Annotated in this window: 19 protein-coding genes and 1 other annotated feature; of the genes, 10 read left to right on the top strand and 9 right to left on the bottom strand. The window is 40.5% G+C overall.

Annotation, left to right across the window (positions count from 1 at the left end; all coding sequences use genetic code 11):
* Nucleotides 1-14: 14 nt before the first annotated feature.
* The gene (locus NST59_RS16350; RefSeq protein ID WP_039181762.1) at nt 15-749 is read right to left on the bottom strand and encodes an alpha/beta fold hydrolase; all 735 of its coding nucleotides are present in this window, start codon (nt 747-749) and stop codon (nt 15-17) included.
* A gap of 189 nt (nt 750-938) precedes the next feature.
* On the opposite strand from NST59_RS16350, the gene NST59_RS16345 reads away from it, so the two are divergent.
* The 5 genes from NST59_RS16345 to NST59_RS16325 all read left to right on the top strand — a co-directional run bounded on the left by NST59_RS16345 (nt 939) and on the right by NST59_RS16325 (nt 5,491).
* Entirely contained in the window at nt 939-1,787 is an 849-nt protein-coding gene (locus NST59_RS16345; RefSeq protein WP_024426245.1) for a YitT family protein, read from the top strand.
* Between the two features lie 48 nt (nt 1,788-1,835).
* Entirely contained in the window at nt 1,836-2,165 is a 330-nt protein-coding gene (cccB, locus tag NST59_RS16340; RefSeq protein ID WP_039181758.1) for a cytochrome c551, read from the top strand.
* A gap of 383 nt (nt 2,166-2,548) precedes the next feature.
* Nucleotides 2,549-3,235 carry a cell division ATP-binding protein FtsE gene (gene ftsE, locus NST59_RS16335; protein ID WP_024423601.1) on the top strand — a complete coding sequence of 229 codons (687 nt, stop codon included), beginning with the start codon at nt 2,549-2,551 and terminating at the stop codon, nt 3,233-3,235.
* Nucleotides 3,228-4,118 carry a permease-like cell division protein FtsX gene (gene ftsX, locus NST59_RS16330; protein ID WP_039181755.1) on the top strand — a complete coding sequence of 297 codons (891 nt, stop codon included), beginning with the start codon at nt 3,228-3,230 and terminating at the stop codon, nt 4,116-4,118. Before ftsE ends, ftsX begins: the two co-directional genes overlap by 8 nt.
* 110 nt (nt 4,119-4,228) lie before the next feature.
* Nucleotides 4,229-5,491, top strand: coding sequence for a murein hydrolase activator EnvC family protein (locus tag NST59_RS16325; RefSeq protein ID WP_039181752.1), 1,263 nt, complete (start codon nt 4,229-4,231; stop codon nt 5,489-5,491).
* A 49-nt stretch (nt 5,492-5,540) separates the two neighbouring features.
* Here the strand turns inward: NST59_RS16325 and NST59_RS16320 are convergent, their stop codons facing one another.
* Nucleotides 5,541-6,281: a sulfite exporter TauE/SafE family protein gene (locus NST59_RS16320; protein ID WP_024423598.1), complete on the bottom strand. Its 741-nt coding sequence runs from the start codon at nt 6,279-6,281 to the stop codon at nt 5,541-5,543.
* Between the two features lie 153 nt (nt 6,282-6,434).
* On the opposite strand from NST59_RS16320, the gene ctpB reads away from it, so the two are divergent.
* From ctpB to NST59_RS16305, 3 genes are all read left to right on the top strand, one after another.
* Nucleotides 6,435-7,883, top strand: a complete 1,449-nt coding sequence (gene ctpB / locus NST59_RS16315; protein WP_039181746.1) for a carboxy-terminal processing protease CtpB — start codon at nt 6,435-6,437, stop codon at nt 7,881-7,883.
* Between the two features lie 344 nt (nt 7,884-8,227).
* Complete coding sequence (locus NST59_RS16310; RefSeq protein ID WP_003212923.1) at nt 8,228-8,581, top strand: swarming motility protein SwrAA; 354 nt, start codon at nt 8,228-8,230, stop codon at nt 8,579-8,581.
* A 68-nt stretch (nt 8,582-8,649) separates the two neighbouring features.
* On the top strand, nt 8,650-9,837 hold the full coding sequence (locus tag NST59_RS16305) for a PDZ domain-containing protein (RefSeq protein WP_024426241.1): 1,188 nt from the start codon (nt 8,650-8,652) through the stop codon (nt 9,835-9,837).
* Between the two features lie 9 nt (nt 9,838-9,846).
* Here the strand turns inward: NST59_RS16305 and NST59_RS16300 are convergent, their stop codons facing one another.
* Entirely contained in the window at nt 9,847-10,212 is a 366-nt protein-coding gene (locus NST59_RS16300; RefSeq protein WP_024423595.1) for a winged helix-turn-helix transcriptional regulator, read from the bottom strand.
* Between the two features lie 228 nt (nt 10,213-10,440).
* Here NST59_RS16300 and NST59_RS16295 point away from each other — a divergent pair, with 228 nt between their 5' ends.
* The gene (locus NST59_RS16295; RefSeq protein ID WP_039181741.1) at nt 10,441-11,115 is read left to right on the top strand and encodes an NAD(P)H-dependent oxidoreductase; all 675 of its coding nucleotides are present in this window, start codon (nt 10,441-10,443) and stop codon (nt 11,113-11,115) included.
* Between the two features lie 89 nt (nt 11,116-11,204).
* Nucleotides 11,205-11,429 (top strand) — a binding site (T-box leader).
* 74 nt (nt 11,430-11,503) lie between these two features.
* Nucleotides 11,504-12,853: an amino acid permease gene (locus tag NST59_RS16290; RefSeq protein WP_059377561.1), complete on the top strand. Its 1,350-nt coding sequence runs from the start codon at nt 11,504-11,506 to the stop codon at nt 12,851-12,853.
* 44 nt (nt 12,854-12,897) lie between these two features.
* Here the strand turns inward: NST59_RS16290 and NST59_RS16285 are convergent, their stop codons facing one another.
* The 6 genes from NST59_RS16285 to NST59_RS16260 all read right to left on the bottom strand — a co-directional run bounded on the left by NST59_RS16285 (nt 12,898) and on the right by NST59_RS16260 (nt 20,932).
* Nucleotides 12,898-13,890, bottom strand: a complete 993-nt coding sequence (locus NST59_RS16285; RefSeq protein WP_106025572.1) for a glycosyltransferase family 2 protein — start codon at nt 13,888-13,890, stop codon at nt 12,898-12,900.
* 31 nt (nt 13,891-13,921) lie between these two features.
* Nucleotides 13,922-16,036 (bottom strand): ArnT family glycosyltransferase, encoded by a 2,115-nt coding sequence (locus NST59_RS16280; RefSeq protein WP_341040823.1) that lies wholly within the window; start codon nt 16,034-16,036, stop codon nt 13,922-13,924.
* A gap of 205 nt (nt 16,037-16,241) precedes the next feature.
* Nucleotides 16,242-17,657 carry a HAMP domain-containing sensor histidine kinase gene (locus NST59_RS16275; RefSeq protein WP_144490011.1) on the bottom strand — a complete coding sequence of 472 codons (1,416 nt, stop codon included), beginning with the start codon at nt 17,655-17,657 and terminating at the stop codon, nt 16,242-16,244.
* The gene (locus NST59_RS16270; protein ID WP_144516289.1) at nt 17,654-18,340 is read right to left on the bottom strand and encodes a response regulator transcription factor; all 687 of its coding nucleotides are present in this window, start codon (nt 18,338-18,340) and stop codon (nt 17,654-17,656) included. Before NST59_RS16270 ends, NST59_RS16275 begins: the two co-directional genes overlap by 4 nt.
* A complete protein-coding gene (locus NST59_RS16265) occupies nt 18,337-19,320 on the bottom strand; it encodes a hypothetical protein (RefSeq protein WP_099663653.1) in 984 nt (327 codons plus the stop codon). The genes NST59_RS16270 and NST59_RS16265 overlap by 4 nt, the downstream gene beginning before the upstream one ends.
* Nucleotides 19,321-19,597: 277 nt before the next feature.
* Nucleotides 19,598-20,932 (bottom strand): MFS transporter, encoded by a 1,335-nt coding sequence (locus NST59_RS16260; protein ID WP_059377552.1) that lies wholly within the window; start codon nt 20,930-20,932, stop codon nt 19,598-19,600.
* Nucleotides 20,933-20,940 lie beyond the last annotated feature (8 nt).

The following is a 20,940-nucleotide window of genomic DNA, read 5'->3' as shown; positions in this document are numbered from 1 at the left end:
ATGAAAAGCTCCCGTTATGGGAGCTTTTTTGCTGGCTTCAGCCAATCCAGCATTGTCTGAATGAGATCATTTTGCTGCGACAGGGCTGGAATGTCCGCCGGCTGATCCCCTTTTTGTTTGCCATACATGCCAAATTGCGCATGATTCCCGCCTTTTATTTCATGATAAACGGTTTGAGACGGCAGATTTGCTTTCGATTTCTTGATTTTCTCTTGTGTTGCCAGCCCATCCTTTTCACCTGAAATAGAGAGGACTTTTAGTGACGATTGTTTCAGGTCATCTGATGCTGGATAAGATGCTAGGAAAAAGAGTCCATCTAGCTTGCTCTGATTTTTTTCTGCAAACATAGCGGCAGCTGCTCCGCCAAGTGAATGTCCGCCAATATACCAGTGTTTGATCGTTTGATGATCTTTGATGATGTCCTGCGCTTTGTTTGAATTGAAGATCGCAAAGGAAAATGGCATGTCAGGGATAAAGACAGAGTAGCCTTTTTTCATCAGCGTATCCCCAATATAGGCATACGCAAGTGGTTCCACCTTTGCCCCAGGATAGAGAATGATGCCAGTATCACTTTTTGATGCTTTAAAAGTATAAACATCGTTTTTATGTTCCACTTGCTCCATGTTCACCTGTTTTTTTAATGCTTCTGATGGTCCGTATGTAAAGCGGCTCCATATATAGAAAGCACCAAAAGCTAAGATGATCAGTGCAAGTAATGTCATACCTGTTATCTTCAGTATTTTCTTCATCGCATGCCCCTTCTTTCTCATGTACATATTAAATATACCATCATTTACTCCTATGCCAACCGGCAAGTACGCTGATCCGTCTGTGTGATAAAGTATTAATCCATTAGCACTGCATTTGGCTGTTATTTACAATCGTTTTAAGAGGGCTTAAAATAGGTGTGCATTCAGAAGTAACGGAGGAAGAAAGACATGAAGCAGGGACATTCACAATTTTGGATCGAAGTGAAAAATTATTTGTTCATTTTAATCGGATCTGCCATTGTGGCGATTGGATTTAATACGTTATTATTGCCGAATCAGATTGCAGCAGGCGGTGTGAGCGGAATTAGTACCATTATGCAGTCATTCGGCTTTGAAGCAGCGTATGTGCAATGGGGGCTCAATATTCCGTTGTTTATTGCTGGCTTTTATTTATTAGGCGGTACATTTGGAGTGAAAACACTCGTCGGCTCGATTTTTTTACCTTTCATGGTGTTTGTCACAAGACATATTGCACCTGTCACACATGAAGCGCTGCTGGCAGCTATTTTTGGCGGTGTGGTCATTGGAATCGGTATAGGGCTCGTGTTCCTTGGGAATGGATCAACAGGTGGAACGGCACTCGCTGCCAAAATCATCAATAAGTACACCGGACTCACGCTAGGCACATGCTTAGCGATGATGGATGGTTTGATTGTTCTGGCTGCAATGACAGTCTTTGGAATCGAAGAGGGGCTGTACGCGGTTATTGGTGTGTTTATTTCGAGTAAAACGATTGATGTGGTACAGGCTGGCTTCAGTCATTCGAAAATGGCGATGATCATTACAGGGCATGAAGATGAGGTCAGACAGGCGGTTTTTGATCAAATTGACCGCGGTGTGACGAAGATCTCAGCAGTCGGAGGATATACCGATCATGACCGCCCAATTTTGATGTGTGTCGTTGGGCAGTCACAATTCACAAAGTTGAAACAAGTGGTGAAAGCAATCGATGCATCAGCATTTGTCATTGTAATGGATGCAAAAGAGGTGCTTGGTGAGGGTTTTAAAAGGGCATAAACAAGGATATAATAGCGTTGACCAAATGATCGTAAGGGAGGGAAATAGATGAAAAAAAGCGGATTAACGATGCTATTTGCATCAATGCTTCTTGTTCTGGCGGCTTGTGGAGGAAATTCAAGCAGCAGCGAAAAAGAAGGCAGCAAAAGTGCTTCATCTGTGAGCAGTGGTGAGGAGATCTATCAGCAAAACTGTATTGGCTGTCATGGGAAAGACCTATCTGGCGGAGGCGGACCAAGCCTGAAAGAAGTAGGGAAGAAATATAATGAAAGCCAAATCGCAGATATTGCGCAAAACGGTAAAGGCTCTATGCCAAGCGGAATGGTAGATGAGAAGCAAGCAAAAGAAGTAGCAAAATGGCTTGCAGAGAAAAAATAAAACCTTTGTCTAATCGACAAGGTTTTTTTGTTTTTTATATGTAGAAAAAGACTTTTGGATAGTATGAAAACGCATTATATTAAATTTTTATTTAAAAAATAAGGGTATAAAGGCATGTTTTTCGGTTTTGATTGTTCTATTTACCTTTTATTTATAAGTTTTGAAATATAAATGTAATACCATTGCGTCGATTCATGACGTATAATTGGAGTTGTTGAAAATGAGACGATTCAATTTTTTCATCTTTTTGGATGAAAAGGACATAAATTGCTAGTAAGTATCGAAGGGTATGTGCGTAACCATACATAACGTTTTTTGACGAGAAGTGTCAAAACATCATGATAAGCTGTTAGTCAGCGAATAAGAAAAGATTAGGTGATTACATGATTCAAATGAAGGAAGTCTACAAGATCTATCCTAATGGCGTAAAGGCGATCAATGGAATCAATGTCTCTATCCATCCAGGAGAGTTTGTGTATGTTGTTGGTCCCAGTGGTGCTGGTAAATCCACTTTCATCAAAATGATGTATCGTGAAGAGAAGCCAACCAAAGGGCAAATCTTAATTAATAACAAAGATTTAGGTTCAATGAAGGAAAAAGAAATTCCTTACGTAAGAAGAGAAATTGGCGTAGTATTCCAAGATTTCAAGCTGCTTCCAACTCTTACAGTGTTTGAGAACGTTGCATTTGCTCTTGAAGTGATTGGTGAACAGCCTCATATCATTAAGAAAAAAGTGCTTGACGTTCTCGATCTAGTCCAGCTAAAGCACAGAGCGCGCCAATTTCCTGACCAGCTGTCCGGCGGTGAACAGCAGCGTGTATCTATCGCTCGGTCGATCGTCAATAGCCCTGAGGTCGTCATTGCAGATGAGCCGACAGGAAACCTTGATCCAGACACTTCCTGGGAAATCATGAAGACGCTCGAAGAGATTAATAACCGCGGAACAACAGTGGTTATGGCGACACACAACAAAGAAATTGTAAACACCATGAAGAAACGCGTCATCGCAATCGAAGATGGAATGATTGTGCGTGACGAAGCAAGAGGGGAGTACGGAATTTATGATTAAAACTCTCTCGCGGCATTTACGTGAGAGCTTCCGTTCACTAGGAAGAAACACGTGGATGACTTTTGCATCAATTAGTGCGGTTACTGTCACATTGATTTTAGTTGGGGTTTTCCTTGTGATTATGCTCAACTTGAATAACATGGCATCGAACGCTGAAAAAGAAGTAGAAGTAAAAGTATTAATCGAATTAACGGCGAATCAAAAGCAGCAGGATGAATTAAAAGCAGAAATTGAAAAGATTCCTGAAATCAGTAATGTGAAGTACTCATCTAAGGATGACGAACTGAAAGCTCTGATTAAAAGCTTCGGAGAAAATGGACAATCCATGGGACTTGTTGATCAAGAAAATCCATTAAACGATGCGTTCATTGTGAAAACAACAGATCCTCACGATACACCAAAAGTAGCGAAGAAATTAGAAAACCTAAAGGGTACATATAAAGTAACCTATGGGAAAGAAGAGGTCAGCCGACTCTTTAATGTAGTCGGAGTAGCGCGTAATGTCGGCATTGTGCTCATTATTGGGCTGTTATTTACAGCTATGTTCTTAATCTCCAATACGATCAAAATTACGATCTTTGCTAGACGTAAAGAAATTGAGATTATGAAGCTGGTAGGTGCAACGAACTGGTTTATCCGCTGGCCATTCTTCATTGAAGGATTATTGCTTGGTGTATTTGGCTCCATTATACCTATTGCTCTATTGCTTGGCACGTATCAATATGCAGTGGGCTGGGTCGCACCGAGAGTACAGGGCTCATTTATTTCAATGCTTCCATACAACCCATTTGTCTATCAAGTATCACTGATCCTGCTAGTGATCGGTGCAATCATTGGGGTATGGGGAAGCTTAACGTCTATCCGTAAATTCTTAAAAGTATAAATATATTTTGATGGCAGCATTCGAGGATTCTATAGAAGATGTGACCGGTTGATCCGATTCATCCGGTCGGCTCTTCATGTCGACAGTTGTCATGGGAGGGGAATATCGTTTTGAAAAGAAAGCTGATGATGGCTGGAATGGCAGCGTTTATTGGAACAACGTGGCTATACATTCCAGGGAACGAGAATCGTGCATTCGCATACGAAGACCTAGATCAAAAACGTCAACAAATCGAAGAGAAAACATCGAAGACTGAATCAAACTTGAAGAAGAAGAAGTCAGAGCTGGCAAAGCTTGAAAAGAAAGAATCAAAGCTCAAGAAAGAAATTGAACAAATTGACCAAAAGGTAAGTACTGCAACTGAAAAAGTCGCTGAAAAAGAGAAAGAAGTTAAAAAAACGAAGCAAGAGATCAAACAGCTGAAAAAAGACATTCAAGTCATCAATGAGCGAATTGAAAAAAGAAAAGCCATTTTCAAAGACCGAATTCGTTCTATGCAAAAAAGCGGCGGTACGATCAACTATTTAGATGTGCTGCTAGGTGCTCGCAGCTTTAGTGATTTTGTCGGTCGTGTTGGGGCTGTCACAACGATTGTCGAAGCAGACAAAGACATGATTACAGAACATGAAAATGATTTAAAGCTGGTGGAGCAAAAAGAAGCAGAGCTAAATAATCAGCTAAGTGGACTTGAAACATCTCTGAAAGAGTTAGAAGCACTGAAAAAAGATTTATCTAAGAAGCACAAAGAAAAAGAACACATTTTAGGTGATGTGACAGATAAAAAAAATCATGCACATGATGAACTAGGTAAGCTTGAGAATGAACAAGAAATTCTTGCGAACCAAAAAGCGGCTGTGAAGTCTGAGGAAGCACACCGTCAAAAGGAAGAAGCGGCGAAAGCAAAACAAGCAGCTGAAAAAAATGCACCTGCACCTCGTAGCGGCGGATCAGATCAAGTATCTGATACACCAGCAAGCAGCTCAGGCTTTATTAAACCAGCTGCAGGGCGTTTCTCATCTGGCTTTGGCGGACGTTCTGGCGGAAACCACTTCGGATTAGATATTGCAGCAAAAGGCACAGTTCCTGTCTATGCAGCAGCATCTGGAACCGTCACAAACTCAAGCTACTCATCGAGCTACGGAAATGTTGTGTTCATTACGCACAATATCAATGGACAGACATATCAAACTGTATACGCCCACCTGTCTACAAGAAGTGTGTCAACAGGACAGAGAGTTGAACAAGGACAATTCCTTGGCTATATGGGAAATACCGGCCAATCGCATGGTCAGCATCTTCATTTTGAAATTCATAAAGGATTATGGAATGGCGCGAAATCAAATGCAGTCAATCCAGCGCAATATATCCGCTAATCAAAAAGCCGATAACATGACGTTATCGGCTTTTTTTGTATAGATAGAATTAAAATAACAGCAGTAACCCGGCAATAATAGGTGTTAACAGAACAGCTGATTTCAATAAGAGCTTCGGTGCAAGGCGTGTGAATTTCGCGCCTATAAATGCGCCTAAGACGGTTCCAATTAATATTTGGATCAGCAAGATAAAATCAACATAGCCCTCTGAAATATATCCAATTCCACCGCCGATGGAAATCGGAATAATGACAAGCATCGTCGTGCCAACAGCTTGCCGAATCGACAGCTTCAGTAAAATCAAAAGTCCTACTTGAATAAACGGTGCAGACCCGATACCAAACATGCCTGACAGCATTCCAGACACAAGGCCTAAAATAATGCCTCTTGTCATCAGCTGGCGTGAAGAAAGCGGCTGCTGCTCAGCCTCTTCATTAAGAACAAATAGTTTGATCATCATAAAAACAGCGGATAAAAAAAGCATCCCTGCTGTTAAATAGTGCAGACTCTCTTCTGGAATAAAAGGAGCGACCTTAGCCCCGGCAAAAGAAGCAATACAAGCCAGAGCCCCGACAATCAAACCAGATTTCAACTGAATGTTCCCTTCCCTGTAGTGGCTATATGCACCTGATAGTGTCGTAAATGCCATAGCGGCTAATGACGTCCCGAGTGCTGTATGGATAGGGATATCAAAAATTAATGTAAGCAATGCGATGACAAATCCCGCCCCGCCTGCTCCTACAAAACCTAATAAAATTCCTAATAAAAGCATCGTCAAGATAATATACATAGCGAAGACTCCTTCTCAATCATAACAAAATAAAAATTACACCTAATAAAATGATTCGTCAAGCCTTCACGGGAGAATGTCTTTACATGAAATCCCTTCTTCTGGCATATAATAACTCAGGTCATCAGGAAGAGTTGAAGAAGGAGGCCAAATATGAAAAAACAAATCGCATCTATTATGGCAAGTGTCGTTCTCTTAATAAGTGCAGGTGTGATGACGCATAAAGAAGGAACTCATGCGGAGTCACCGCAAGCAGCTGCTGCAATGGCTGGACAAGCTCAATCAAGTGATAAGGCGAAAGAGAATGGGATGGAAAAGATCGAGAAAGCCTATGACCTTATTTCGAATGAATATGTAGAGGAAGTGGATCGGCAAAAGCTACTTGAAGGCGCGATCCAAGGAATGCTTTCGACGTTAAACGATCCATATTCAGTATACATGGACAAGCAAACCGCAAAGCAATTTTCTGATTCGCTTGATTCTTCCTTTGAGGGGATTGGGGCAGAAGTGGGGATGGATGAAGGAAAAATCATTATCGTCTCCGCCTTTAAAAAATCCCCTGCGGCAAAAGCGGGTCTAAAGCCGAAAGATGAAGTCATCAGCATTGACGGTGAACCGATGAAAGAAAAAAGCTTAAACGATGCTGTGCTGAAAATAAGAGGGAAAAAAGGAACTTCTGTCGCCTTAACAATCAAACGAAATGGGATTGAAAAAGAGCTAACGTTCCATATCAAACGAGAGGAAATCCCGCTTGAAACAGTGACTTCCTCTGTAAAAGAGGTCAATGGGCATAAAACAGGCTATATTGCGATCTCCAGCTTCTCTGAAGATACGGCGAAGGATTTCACGTCAAGCCTGAAACAGCTCGAGAAAAAGGGCATAGAAGGCCTTGTACTGGATGTGAGAGGAAACCCTGGCGGCTATCTGCAAAGTGTGGAAGATATTTTGAAGCATTTTATTACGAAAGATCAGCCCTATATTCAAATCGCAGAACGGAATGGCGACCGGAAACGATATTTTTCAAAACTGAAAGAACAAAAACCTTACCCAGTCAATGTCTTAATTGATAAAGGCAGTGCTTCCGCTTCGGAAATACTTGCTGGAGCCATGAAAGAAGCTGGCAAGTATGAAGTCGTCGGTGATGTCTCCTTTGGAAAAGGAACTGTGCAGCAGGCGGTTCCGATGGGAGATGGAAGTAATATTAAATTAACGCTGTATAAATGGCTCACGCCAAAAGGCAATTGGATTCACAAAAAAGGCGTCGTACCGACAATTGCAATTCATCAGCCGGATTACTTTACCGCAGGTCCGCTTCAGCTAAAAGAACCGCTTCAGCTTGATATGAACAATGAAGAAGTGAGACAAGCCCAGACGCTGTTAAAGGGATTGTCATTTGACCCTGGCAGAGTAGATGGATACTTTGATGAAGAAACGAAAAAGGCCGTACTTGCCTTCCAAAGCACATACAATCTCGATAAATCAGGTGTCATTGATTTGAAAACAGCGGAAATGATGAACAAAATGGTGGATGAAGTGAAATCATACGAAAAAAATGACCTTCAATTACAGACTGCACTAAAAGCACTATATCTTAAAAAATAAAGAGGCGAATAATAGCCTCTTTTTTTTGGTTCATAAGTGTCATGAACATGTAATAATTTATGATTAAAAATAAATTATATCGAGAAATATATTCATTTATTTTACAAAAAACATAACATTCCTTCGATTTTACCCGATAACATATGTATATAAGAGACTTTCTGTTGATTTAAACATGTCATGAAAATGAAACTTTTGAAAGTTGTATGTTACATAAATAATTCTTACAATAAAAAGTAGCACTCATTTTAAATATTTTATTTTTTGCGGATATTCAGCTTGAGCATTAAGCTGTACCGAGGTTTGCGCTTTTCTTAAAAGAACTAGTAAATGGGGGTACACAATTGAAAAGGGCAAGTATTGTGAGAGAGAAAAAATATTACGAGTTGGTAGAGGAACTTAAGAGTCGTTCGAAAGATGTGACGTTTTCCGCTACAAAGGCATTAAGTCTGCTCATGCTGTTAAGCAGGTACTTGGTCAATTACACAACGGTAGAATCAGTCGACGAAATCGATGAAGACTGTGCTGAGATATACTTCAATTATTTAATGGATAATCATAAGAGACTTGGTATAAACTTAACCGACATCAAGAGGTCGATGCAGCTGCTCGGCGGCATACTAGATGTAGATGTCAATCACTACTTAAAAGATTTTTCACTGTCGAATGTCACACTTTGGATGAATCAGGAGAAATAAACCTGATGTCAAGCATCGATTTATTTGATAGAATAAGAGAAAATGCTTGACTTGGGCGGTGAACGATAATGAGCTCGGAGTGGATGGGAGCCGGATTAAAAGCGGTCGGTCTGTTTTTAATCCATCCTCTTTTTTATTTCATGATATTAATCAGCCTATTGCATGGCTACATCCGCGTAAAGCGGGAGAGAAAAGCGTTTCAAACAAGAATAGAAGATGTATACGATGAACTTAAATTTACATATTCAAAGGGATGGATTCTAGGGATATGCCTATCCGTCATTTCAGTAGGCTTAGGGATTGCCCTCCCCCCTGGATTCATCGTGCTGATTGCAGCGATGACCATCGTTTTCTCTTTATTCTTTAAGGCGAGTGCGCTTTCGTCTGCATACACACTCGGTTTCAGTTTTATTGCGGCACTTGGACTGATGCATTTCCAAGTGAGTCATTCTTGGCTGCCGCAGCTCTCAATGATGAATGCATCAGCCGTTGTCATTCTGCTAGGACTTTTATTAATGACCGAGGGGATCCTAGCCTATCGAACGGCGCATTTACGTACATCGCCTGCTATGGTGATGAGTGCGAGAGGACTTTTAATTGGTCAGCAGCGGGCAAACCGTCTGTGGCTTTTACCGCTTGTTTTGCTGATGCCAGCAGGTGAATTCACTTCTTCTCTGCCATGGTGGCCGGTGCTTCAAGTGCATGATCAAAGCTTTTCATTTATTTTGATTCCTTATATCATCGGATTCGGTCAGAGAATTCAAGGCTCACTGCCAATTGTTAGTATTCAAATTACAGCGCGGCGTATTCTCATGCTCGGACTCGCTGTCGCCTTATTAGGTGCTGCAAGTATTTGGTTTGAACCGATTGCTTGGGGAGCTGTATTGATTGCGGTGATAGGAAGAGCCTTTCTCTCATGGAAGCAGAGGGTCAATGACAATGCTGCCCCGTTCTACTTCTCTAAGCGTAATCAAGGGCTGATGGTGCTAGGAATTATTCCAAATACACCAGCGGCTGATTTAAAGCTTGAGATCGGAGAGGTCATTACAAAAGTGAATGGAATTGAGGTAAAAACCGTTTCGGAATTTTATGAAGCCCTTCAAACCAATCGTGCTCTAACAAAGCTCGAGATCATTGGCTTAAATGGTCAGACAAGATTTGAGAAACGGGCTTCTTATGAAGGGGAGCATCATCAGCTTGGCATCCTGTTTGTAAAGGATGATCCACAGCAAGAACCAACGGCAATTTCATCTTAAAAAAAGCTGCTAGAGATGGCAGCTTTTTTCTTTTGGGCGCGCTTCTTTCCCGTAGGATTCGCCCCATTCACGCATGGCGAAGATGATAGGCTTTAAGGTATTTCCGAGAGAAGTGAGTGAATATTCGACACGAGGGGGGACCTCCTCATAGACTTCTCTATGAACAACGCCGTCTTGTTCAAGCTCACGCAATTGCAGTGTGAGGACACGCTGAGAAATTCTTGGCAGAAGCCGGCGCAATTCATTGTAGCGTTTTGGTCCGCAAGTCAAATGATAAAGGATCACTCCTTTCCATTTCCCTCCGATGACACTTGTCGTCACTGAAACGGGACAGCCATGATTAACAATACTGACTGGATTGGATGGTGCACTCATCTTAAGACTCCTTTCTAAGGCAAATTTGGTGATATACGAACAAGATGGTAACTAACGAACAAAAATGTGCGTACTTGAATCACTCGAAGCTTTTCTTATACCATAGAGATATCACATCACACATTCGGGCTGTTTGTTTTCTTATCATAACAATTTCTATATGTGAATGGAAAGAAATTGGATTGATGAAACACACCCCCTAATTGGATAATAGAAAGGATGAATACAATGCGAGACAAAGAGCAATTAAAAAAAGAAATCATTGAGGCGTATGAGTTCCGCCATGCGACAAAAGAGTTTGATCCAGCGAAAAAAATATCAGAAGATGATTTTGCGTTTATTTTAGAAACAGGAAGACTTTCCCCAAGCTCTGTAGGGTTTGAACCTTGGAAGTTCCTCGTTGTTCAAAATGAAGCATTTAGAGAAAAATTAAAAGAGTATACATGGGGAGCGCAAAAGCAGCTTCCGACTGCGAGCCATTTTGTGATCATCTTGGCAAGAACAGACGCCCGTTATGATTCAGCATATGCAGAATACATCAACAAGCAAATCAAAGGAATGACAGACGAAACGTTCGAGATGGTGAAGGGACGCTACCAAGAATTCCAAGAGAATGATCTTCATTTGTTAGAAAATGAACGTACGCTCTTTGATTGGGCTTCAAAACAAACGTATATTGCCCTTGGAAACATGATGACAGCCGCTGCGCAAATTGGTATTGATTCATGTCCAGTCGAGGGATTCAGCTACGATGAGATTCATCGCATTCTAGATGAAGAAGGGCTGCTTGAGGATGGTCAGTATGATATTTCTGTCATGGCAGCCTTTGGTTATCGTGTGACCGAGCCGAAGCGCGGCAAAACGCGCCGTCCGATGGATGAAGTAGCTGTTTGGATTCGTTAAAAGAGAATGTCTGAAAAAGGATGTTGACAATTGCGTGGTTAGTCAGTATATTTAAAAAATAAAATCTTTGATGAATATACAAATTGACTATAAACGCTTTGACTTGAGAATAGTAGATGAACATCCGTTTTTTAAGAGAGCTGCGGGTTGGTGCAACGCAGTAAAACGAATCATTGAACTCGCTCAAAGAGCGGTAAGACTGAATGAATAGTAAGTCTTTACGTGTGACCTCCGTTAACGGGTTTTAAGTTGGATTCAGCTAGGGTTGAATCAATTAGAGTGGTAACGCGGTTGCAAGGTCAGTCGTCTCTTCAGGAGATGACTGGCCTTTTTATATGCTTTTATCTTATATTTGTCTGAAGATTCAAATTTAAAGGAGCTAAAGAAAATGGAAAAGGAACATGTGCAGTTAAAACGAACAATGACGTCAAGGCATATTATGATGCTCGCACTTGGCGGTGCAATTGGTGCTGGTCTTTTTAAAGGAAGCAGCTCTGCTATTGATATCGCAGGTCCTGCTGTCATTTTGGCATATATGATTGGTGGTCTTATTTTATTATTTATTATGCAAGGACTTGCTGAAATGACGGTTGCACGACCTGGTGCAAGAACATTTCGTGATTTAATTGAACCTGTGTTAGGCAAATATCCGGCCTATTTCTTAGATTGGATATACTGGAAAATGTGGGTGCTGAACATTGCAGCAGAAGCGATCGTATCTGCGATCTTTATTCAGTACTGGTTCCCACAGGTGCCGATTTGGATACTTGTGTTAATCATTTCACTTGTTGTGACATTGATCAATGTTTGTTCCGTTAAAATGTTTGCTGAGACGGAGTACTGGTTAGCTTCTATTAAAATTGCTGTCATTATTTTATTTATTATCATTGGGTTAACCATGCTTTTTGTCTCATTTGGTCAGCATGCAGCACCGGGATTATCCAACTTAACCGGCCATGGAGGATTTTTCCCGAATGGAACGGGCGGCTTAATTGCGGCTATGCTTGTTGTGGTGTATTCATATGGCGGGACGGAAATGATTGGGGTCACATTAGCAGAAACAAAAAACCCTGAAAAAGTCATTCCAAAGGCTATTCAAAGTACATTTGTACGAATCATCGGTTTCTATGTACTGCCGTTCTTCATCATCGTCAGCTTGATTCCTTGGAATCAAGTAAACAATGAGCAAGTGAGTCCATTCGTCACCGTGTTTGCAACGATTGGCGTGCCATATGCAAGTGACATCATGAACGGTATCATTTTACTAGCGATCTTGTCTTCTATGAACTCTGGACTGTACGCATCCTCAAGGGTACTTTATACGCAAGCGATGGATGGACGTGTATGGAAGGGCTTCTCAAAGCTATCAAAACAGCAGGTGCCTGTTAGAGCAATCCTAGTGTGTACATCTACATTGTATGCCGCTGTATTGATTTCTCTTTTTGTAGGAAGTCAAACCTTTAATTATTTAATGGGATCTTTAAGCTATACGGTCTTATTCATCTGGTTTATTATTGCTGTCGGGCATTTAAAATCTCGAAGTGTAGCAGAACCAGGAGGATATCGTGTGAAGCTGTATCCTTTTACAACATGGTTTTCTGTGATTGCGATCATTGCCATTTTCATCGGCGTTGTGTCAACAACTCCGATTGTCCAAACAATGGTCACGATGGGCATTTATCTGATGATTACTCTTTCTTTCTTCATTAATAGAAAGCGGTTTGAAACAGCTGCTTAATACAAAAAGCGTGCGGGACCTTGAAAGAGGTCTCACACGCTTTTTTAATGCTGTTTGTATTGCTTGAAATGAACAGGAGGTTGAACAGGATGTGGCTTTGACTGAAGCCCGTAACTCTCTCTTACGATGTAAAGTGGTCGATCTTTTGCCTCGTCGTAGATTCGGCCGATGTATTCCCCAATCATTCCCAGCATAAAGAGGATAATGCCGCTAAAGAACAGCTGTATGACAATTAATGAACTCCATCCTGTAATGGTGCTGTTTGTAAAAATCTTTAAGTAAAGTACAAGAAACATTGAAATGAATCCGATAGCGGAAAGGGCAATTCCTGCTATACTCGCTAGCTTCAAAGGTTTATAGGAAAAGGAAGTGATTCCATCCATCGAGAGCTTAAGCATCTTTTTGAGCGGGTATTTTGTTTCTCCTGCTAGACGTTCATCTCGAACGTACTCTACTGCAATTTGTTTGAAACCTACCCAGCTGACTAGGCCGCGAACAAATGGATTTTTTTCTCGTATTTTTCTCATTTCATGGCACACTCTACGATCCATTAACCTGAAGTCGCCGGTGTCGATTGGGATATCTACTTCGGTGATTTGACGTAAAACGCGATAGAAAAGAGAAGCGGTTTGCTTTTTGAAAAAAGTTTCACCTTTTCGTTTGGTGCGCACGGCGTATACGACTTCATAGCCTTCTTTCCATTTTGCGATCATCTCTAATATCAATTCAGGCGGATCTTGTAGGTCTGCATCTATCACGATGACAGCTTCTCCCTTTGCATAATCCACCCCAGCTGTAATTGCAATTTGGTGTCCGAAGTTACGTGAGAAATCAATGAGTCTTACCTTTGGATCGTTTTGGGAATACCCTTTAATTAGTTCAGCTGTTCGATCCATACTACCGTCATTGACGAAGAGAAGCTCGTATGCTTCTCCCGTCGAATCCATGACTGTTTTCAGTCGCTGATAGGATTCATGGATCACAAGCTCTTCATTATAGACTGGGACTACAATAGAATATTGTATGTTCTTTTCCATCAGTCATCGTTCCTCCCTTTTAATAGATGAATTAATCAACGGATAGTTCATAAAGAGTGCCGCTCTCCATTCCGCCCATTCGTCCATTTGACTGATCATTTTGTTCTGATTGTTGGCTGTCTGTTTGTTGGTTCACTTTGGATGTAGAGCTGTTCTGCCATTTAGAAGCAGATACTTCTTTTCCATTTTTTTGAATCCAAGTTAGAATGTCAGAGCTGCCGCCTCTCATACCAGAAAGATAGAAGTATTTGATTTTGCCGTCTTTGACGAGCTGTTTGAATTCACTAAGAGTGAGAATGTTATCAGATCCACTAAATCCACCTAATGCCATAACAGCTTTTCCAGTTTTAATAATGTAAGGTGAAGCAGTGGTTGCATCTGTTGTTCCGAATAGGAATTCTTCTCCCGTATTGTTTTTCTCAAGATAGCTGATCAACTTTTCATTGACTTGTGAACTCATGCTGCCACTTGAAGTGGCAAGCTGAGGACCAGCCTCTGGAAGCATACTATTTCCTCCATAAAGAAGAGGTGTGCTTGCCCAGTATAGTGGTGCAACCAGCATGCCAAGGATGGCGATGAGAGACACGAATTGTTTTCGTTTTTCTTTTCCTTTTATCAAAAGCAGAGAAAGGATTGTTCCAACACCAATGATACCGACTGCAATGCTTAGTCCAAGACCGATCGTGCTTGTAAAAGTGGATAGGATAAAGATTTCAAATGCTGTTGTAACGAATATCGCAAATGGAAGCAGCCATTTTTTAAACCCAGTTCCTGTTTGAAGCAATTGTGTCATCGAAACCCATCCGGCTCCTGCTAATACAGCAATTGGTGGTGCCAGCATGATCAAATAATAATGATGGAAAAATCCTGCTACACTGAAAAATGCAGCAACAGGTATAAGCCAAGCTAACCAAAATAGAGTTTCTTTTTGTTTTGTATTGAGACGTCTTCTTTCAAAGGCAGTCGAGAAGAAGATACCAATCGCACCGAAGATTGCAAATGGAAGCAGCCAGCTGATTTGATCGGATAGTTCAGATTGGAACAGACGTAGCGGTCCCTTGGTTCCTGTACCAAACATGCCGGAGCCATTTCCCATTTTTCCGCCCACGCCATTTGGCGGCCCATCACCATTACCGCCAAATGGCATATCAGGTGGTGTTGTGCCGTTTGCACTGCTTGGTGGTCCTTGCATTGAAGGCTGTTCCTGACTGGATGATTGGTTTGAATTGTCTGAGTTGTTTTGATTTCCATTAGATGGCGGCTGAGGCATGGTGGATGAATCATTGTCATTTTGCTGATCACCCTGCTGTGAAGGTGGCTGTCCCTCACCCTGATTTGTGCCACCTCCCCCGCCAGACTGTTGACCAGTCAACCGCTGAAGACCGTTGTAACCAAAGGCTAATTCTAGTGCTGAGTTCGATTGACTTGATCCCATATAAGGGCGATTGTCTTTATAAGTGAGATCAACAGCGATAGACCAAGAAGCAGATACACCTAAAAGAACAATCATTGAAATCATCAGTGATAACAACTTTTTCTTCCATGTCGTTCGGTAGGCAATGATGTAAAAAAGAATGAGTGCTGGTACGATCATATAGGCTTGTAGCATTTTTGTATTAAAGCCGACGCCAATCATCGCAAACGAAACAATCGCCCAAAGAACCTTTTGCTGTTTTACAGCCTTGAACATCATTCCTGTTGCTAGTAAAAGTATAAAGACAAGTAAGCTGTCAATATTATTTGTTCGAGATACAGCAACCGCAATAGGTGTACACGCCATGATAAGTGCCGCTAATCTTGCCGCTGCTTGACCAAAAGTTGGTTTGACAAGACGATAGATCAGATAAACAGATCCAATGCCTGCTAAAGCTTGAGGCAAGATGACGCTCCATCCATGGAGACCAAAAATTTTGGCACTCATCGTTTGCAGCCAGAAGGTGAGCGGGGGTTTATCCACCGTGACATATCCTGCTGGATCAAATGAAGCAAAGAAGAAATTATGCCAGCTTTGCATCATACTTGTGACAGCCGCAGTATAATACGCATTCACCGTATCATCTTCCCAAATGTTATAAATGTTTAAGATGGCAGATAAGATCAATATGAAAAATAAATAAATATCAAATTTCTGAAAACGTCTGATCAAAAGCATGTCACTCCTTTTTCTTCACTTGAAAAAAGTGTAACAAGCAAATATGAATAAAATGTTAATAAAAAAAGGCCATTTTTTTATTTTTTAGAAATAAAAACAGCTCTTAATGAAAAGAGCTGTTCAAGTTGTAGAAAGTTCTATGGATACTGAATTTATCAGATAAAATAGTGATTCCAATGAGAGTAAAATATGCCAGTAGCTATAGAGTAGGTGAGCTCTCATTGAATGGAGCATTGGGAAGTTGAATGATGGCTGTTGTACCAAACCCAGGCTCAGATTGAATGTCGAATGTCCCATGATGTTTTTTGATGATTTGATAGACAATGGCTAGTCCAAGGCCAGAGCCGCCATCTTTTCTTGTTCGTGCTTTATTGACACGATAAAATCGCTCAGAAACATGTGGAAGATCTTCTTTTGGAATACCATTGCCTTCGTCAGTCACTCTCAATTGAGCAACACTTTGGTGAGCTTGTAATTCAATCGATATTGATTTCCCAGATGGCGTGTAATGAATGGCATTGTCCAGTAAATTACGTATCACTTGTTGGAGACGGTCGCTATCACCATAAACAATACAATCCTCTTCAAGCATTCGTTTGAAAGTAATGCTTTTATTGCCTGCGACGAATGCCATTTGATCAAGAACATCGTGGATCAGCTGTGCAAAGACAATTGGCTCCATCGTTAGTGGATAAGAGTCTCCTTCTAACTGTGCAAGATCTAAAAGATCGTGCACAAGACGGCTTAAACGTGCGGCCTCATCTTGGATGATTTGCATCCCTTTCTTTTGATCAATGATCCCTTCTTCAATTCCTTCTGCATAGCCTTTCATATAACTTAAAGGCGTTCTAAGTTCGTGAGAGACATTCGCAAGAAATTCTCTACGGTGCTGTTCAACTTTTTCGAGAGTTGAAGACAGTTTATTAAAGGAGCGACTAAGCTGGTTTAACTCATCTCCTTTTTTGGTTACGGCCATTCGTTTTGAGAAATCACCAGATTCCATTTCTATTGCAATTTCTTTCATTTTATTAATTGTCTGCACAATTTTATTGGAGCTCTTATATCCGATCAAGAATATCAGGAGCATAATCAATAAGATGGATATACCAAGCGTCAATCTAATTTGAACAAAGGGTTCATATACATCTGATAAGGGCATGGAGAGGAAAATAGTTCCCGATAGATCATCATTACTTGAGAAAACAGGAATGGCGATGCCAAGAATATCTTGGTGAAACTTCGGGTGTTCTCTAATTAACACAACGGTTTCACCTTGAAGGAGCTTTTGGCGTTCCTTGAACGTAATGAGATTGTCATTTGTGTCCGTATCAAAAGGAAGTCCACTTGAAAGTTCCATTGGATCATCTGTAAAAATAACGTTCGCCTGACTTGAGTCATTTGCCCATTTCATTCTGTCGGTAAAATACTTGTCTTTCCCGTGTGTGTGATAGATTTCTGCCAGCTTCTTACCTTGCAAACTTAAGGAATCGATCTGTTTATCAATATATAAATGCTGGTATAAGTAAAAAGTAAGGGCAAGCGCTGAGGCTGCAACGATTCCGATCACTGCAAGGATTAAGAAGAGTACTTTCTTTTTAATCGATAATGGCTTCATCCTTCCTCCTCAAACTTATAGCCGACACCCCAAACGGTTTTAATATATCGTTCTGCTTCCTTTAATTTCAGTCGCAGCGTTTTGATATGTGTATCGACTGTTCTTAAAGAGCCGCTCGTTGAATGTGATTCCCACAATTTTTGATAAAGGTGTTCTCTTGAAAACACTTGTCCTTGGTTGAGCAAAAGAAACATGAGTAAATCAAATTCTCTTCTTGTTAAATTAACGGGCTGTTGATGGAGGTAAACTTGTCTGCCATCTTGATCAATCTCCATGTCACCAATCTGTATTCGGCTGCGCTTTAGTGAAAGACCTCTAATTCGTCTCAGGGTTGTTTCAATTCTTGCTGCTAGCTCACGTAGACTGAAAGGTTTCATGATGTAGTCATCTGCTCCAATTTCAAGTCCTCTAATTCGGTCCTCCTCATAACTCCTTGCTGTTAAAAATAAAATTGGAATTTGAGATGTTTGTCGAATACGCTGACAGACTTCAAATCCATCCATGTCAGGCATCATGATATCTAATACAACAAGGTCAATAGATTCCTTATCAAGCTGATACAAGGCATCTTTTCCATTATTCGCAGTAGTAATGTGAAAGCCATGTCTCTTTAAAAAAGACCCGATTAACTCAAGCATATCAAGCTCATCATCTACGATTAAAATACGCATTTGTTCCTTCATTTCTTTTCCTCCAACACGATAGCATAAGGTCCTGATGGGACATTTAGTTGATTTTTCATAATAAGTGAGTGTTTATCGATGATGGATACTGAGTTGTCATCCAAGTTACTCACATAAATTGATGTCGTATCAGCGGTGATATAATTCGGATTTTGACCAGTTTCAACAGAAGCAAGCTGCTTATTTGTTTTGGTATCTACTTTGTATAGCGTATGATCTCCATGACATAGTACATATAAAGTAGAAGAATTTTTCTCTGGAAAAAATGCAACAGGCATAACGCCTAGCTTTATTTCTCGCTGTTTTTTGCCAGTTTTAGGGTCATAAGCAAGAATACTCTTATTTAAGGTACCTTGTTTACCATGGCCGCCGATCCAAATGGACTGCCCATCAAAATGAATCCCAGAAGGCCGTTCAAGTACAGAAAACGTACGTATATTTTTTTCCTTTTCAATATCTATGACTGAGACAGTATGACTTTCTGCATTTAAAACAAATAAAACACCTGATGAAGAAAGTGTCATAGAAGAAGGTAATTTTCCGGTTTTCACAGTTGATTTTATTTTTTTACTCTTCGTATCAATAAAATAAACGACATTTTTCTGCGAATTTGCAGCAATTAATGTATGAGAAGCTGCATCATATGTAAGGGAAGTCAGCCCTTTATCCAAATTCATATAATCTGTTGCTGTCCCTTTTTTTAAATTGATTTCGATAAGGGATTCTCCCTCTTTACTTGTAGCAATGATGACGTCTTTATTGATTTGAATAAGATCAGTAAGTGGGTGTTTTAAATCCACAGAAGAGAGCATTTTGTTTTTTTGTATATCAACTATTGAAAAGGAGGCTTTTTTTAATTGAGAGATGACAGCGATCGATTGAGAGCTGCCTGGCGGTGTAAATTGCTGTTCTTTTCCACAGCCTGTCAAGAATAAAAGTAGAGCTGATAAACAGATTAAAACATATTTCATGCGTTCCATTCTTCCGCTCCTTTGCGTTCTCTATTTTCAAAATCATACCACAAAAATTGTGAAAAAAAATTGAAGTTATCTATGCTGAAAAGAATGAAAAAGAGTTTTTAGGTGAAGTGAGGGGAGACAATTTGTACTTGAAGTTCCTTTTTTGTCTGGTCGTATGCCATTTTTCCTTCTTTAAAAGATGATTTTCAGGATTTGATGGATGCACTTGCTATAGCTTACAGTGATACAAATGATGAAAAACTCCCCCGCTCTAAATAGACATAGAGCAAGGGAGCCATTAGGCGGAATGTTCAGATGATGGGGAGGTTGATTTTGTTTTTACACGTTGAGATAAAAAGAAACCAAGAATGCCTGCACCCATTAATACAATAAATAAAGATTGAAAACCACTCATGACACCAATCAATGTAGACGAAATGATACTGCCAAAATATCGAAAGGTAGAGAAAATACCAGATGCTGAACCGGATAAGCTTTGATCAACAGACGTTAAAGAAGCCATCTGCATACTAGTCATTCCAATCCCTGATGAAATTCCACCTGCGATAAGTGTCACGATAAGCAGTGGTAAGGTAGGGTACTGACTGAGTGTGATTAACATGATCCCTGATAAAGTGAGGCAGATAAATGAAAAGCTAATCATTTTTTTAGCGCCTTTTTTCGGATGGAGTCTTGCCCCTAGCAAGCCGCTAATAGACATGCAAAGAGAAAATACTGATAGAATGATACCGCTTTGTGTATGAGACAGTGAAAGTTGTTGTTCCATAAACAGCGGCATAATTAGAAGGATGGCATACATGACAAAATTACTTAGCATGATCGACAGGTTAGCATTTGTAAATGAACTGTTTTTAAAAAGCGATAAATCGATGATCGGATTCTTTACTTTCCGTACATGTATAAAGAATAATGGAATGACGATCAACGCTAGAATTCCATAGATCAAGTATTCATTTAGCAAATGGCTTTTTGTGCATAGAATGAGTGTGGCAATCCCGATGGTTAAGTACAATGAACCAATGATGTCCACATTTACTTGTAAGCGTGTATGGTTTATTTTTGGAATGAGTAATACGCCGGTCACAAGTGTAAGGAACAAGAATGGGATATTTACAAAGAATATAGAGTGCCAATCAAAACTCTGAATAAGAATCGAACCAATAAAAGGTCCAAGTGCGGCACCAATACCGGCTCCAAACCCAAAGTATCCCATTGTTTTAGACAGTTTTTCGGGGGATACTGTTGCACGAATCAATGCAATGCTATTCGGTGTTAAAATAGCACCACCAGCTGCTTGAATGGAACGAAAAATGATGAGAAAAGCTAGATTAGGTGCTAAAGCACATCCGATCGAGCCAATTAAAAAGAGCATGACCCCAATTAAATACATTCGCCGGTGTCCGTATATATCTCCTAACTTACCAGCGATAGGCTGTGTGACTGCCATGACAATAAGATAAATTGTGACAACCCAAGTGATGTTTGAAAGGGATTGATCATAATACGTTGATATGGATGATAGAGCAACTGCGATCATCGTTGAGTTGACTGGAACTAGTATAGCCCCAAGCAACAAAGAATAGATGATGAGGCTCTCTTTGTTTAACTTCAATGTGTATA

Origin of the sequence: Bacillus sp. FSL R5-0439 (assembly GCF_038008805.1) — a bacterium.
Lineage (GTDB): Bacteria > Bacillota > Bacilli > Bacillales > Bacillaceae > Bacillus > Bacillus safensis.
This window is presented reverse-complemented; position numbering and strand designations above follow the sequence as displayed.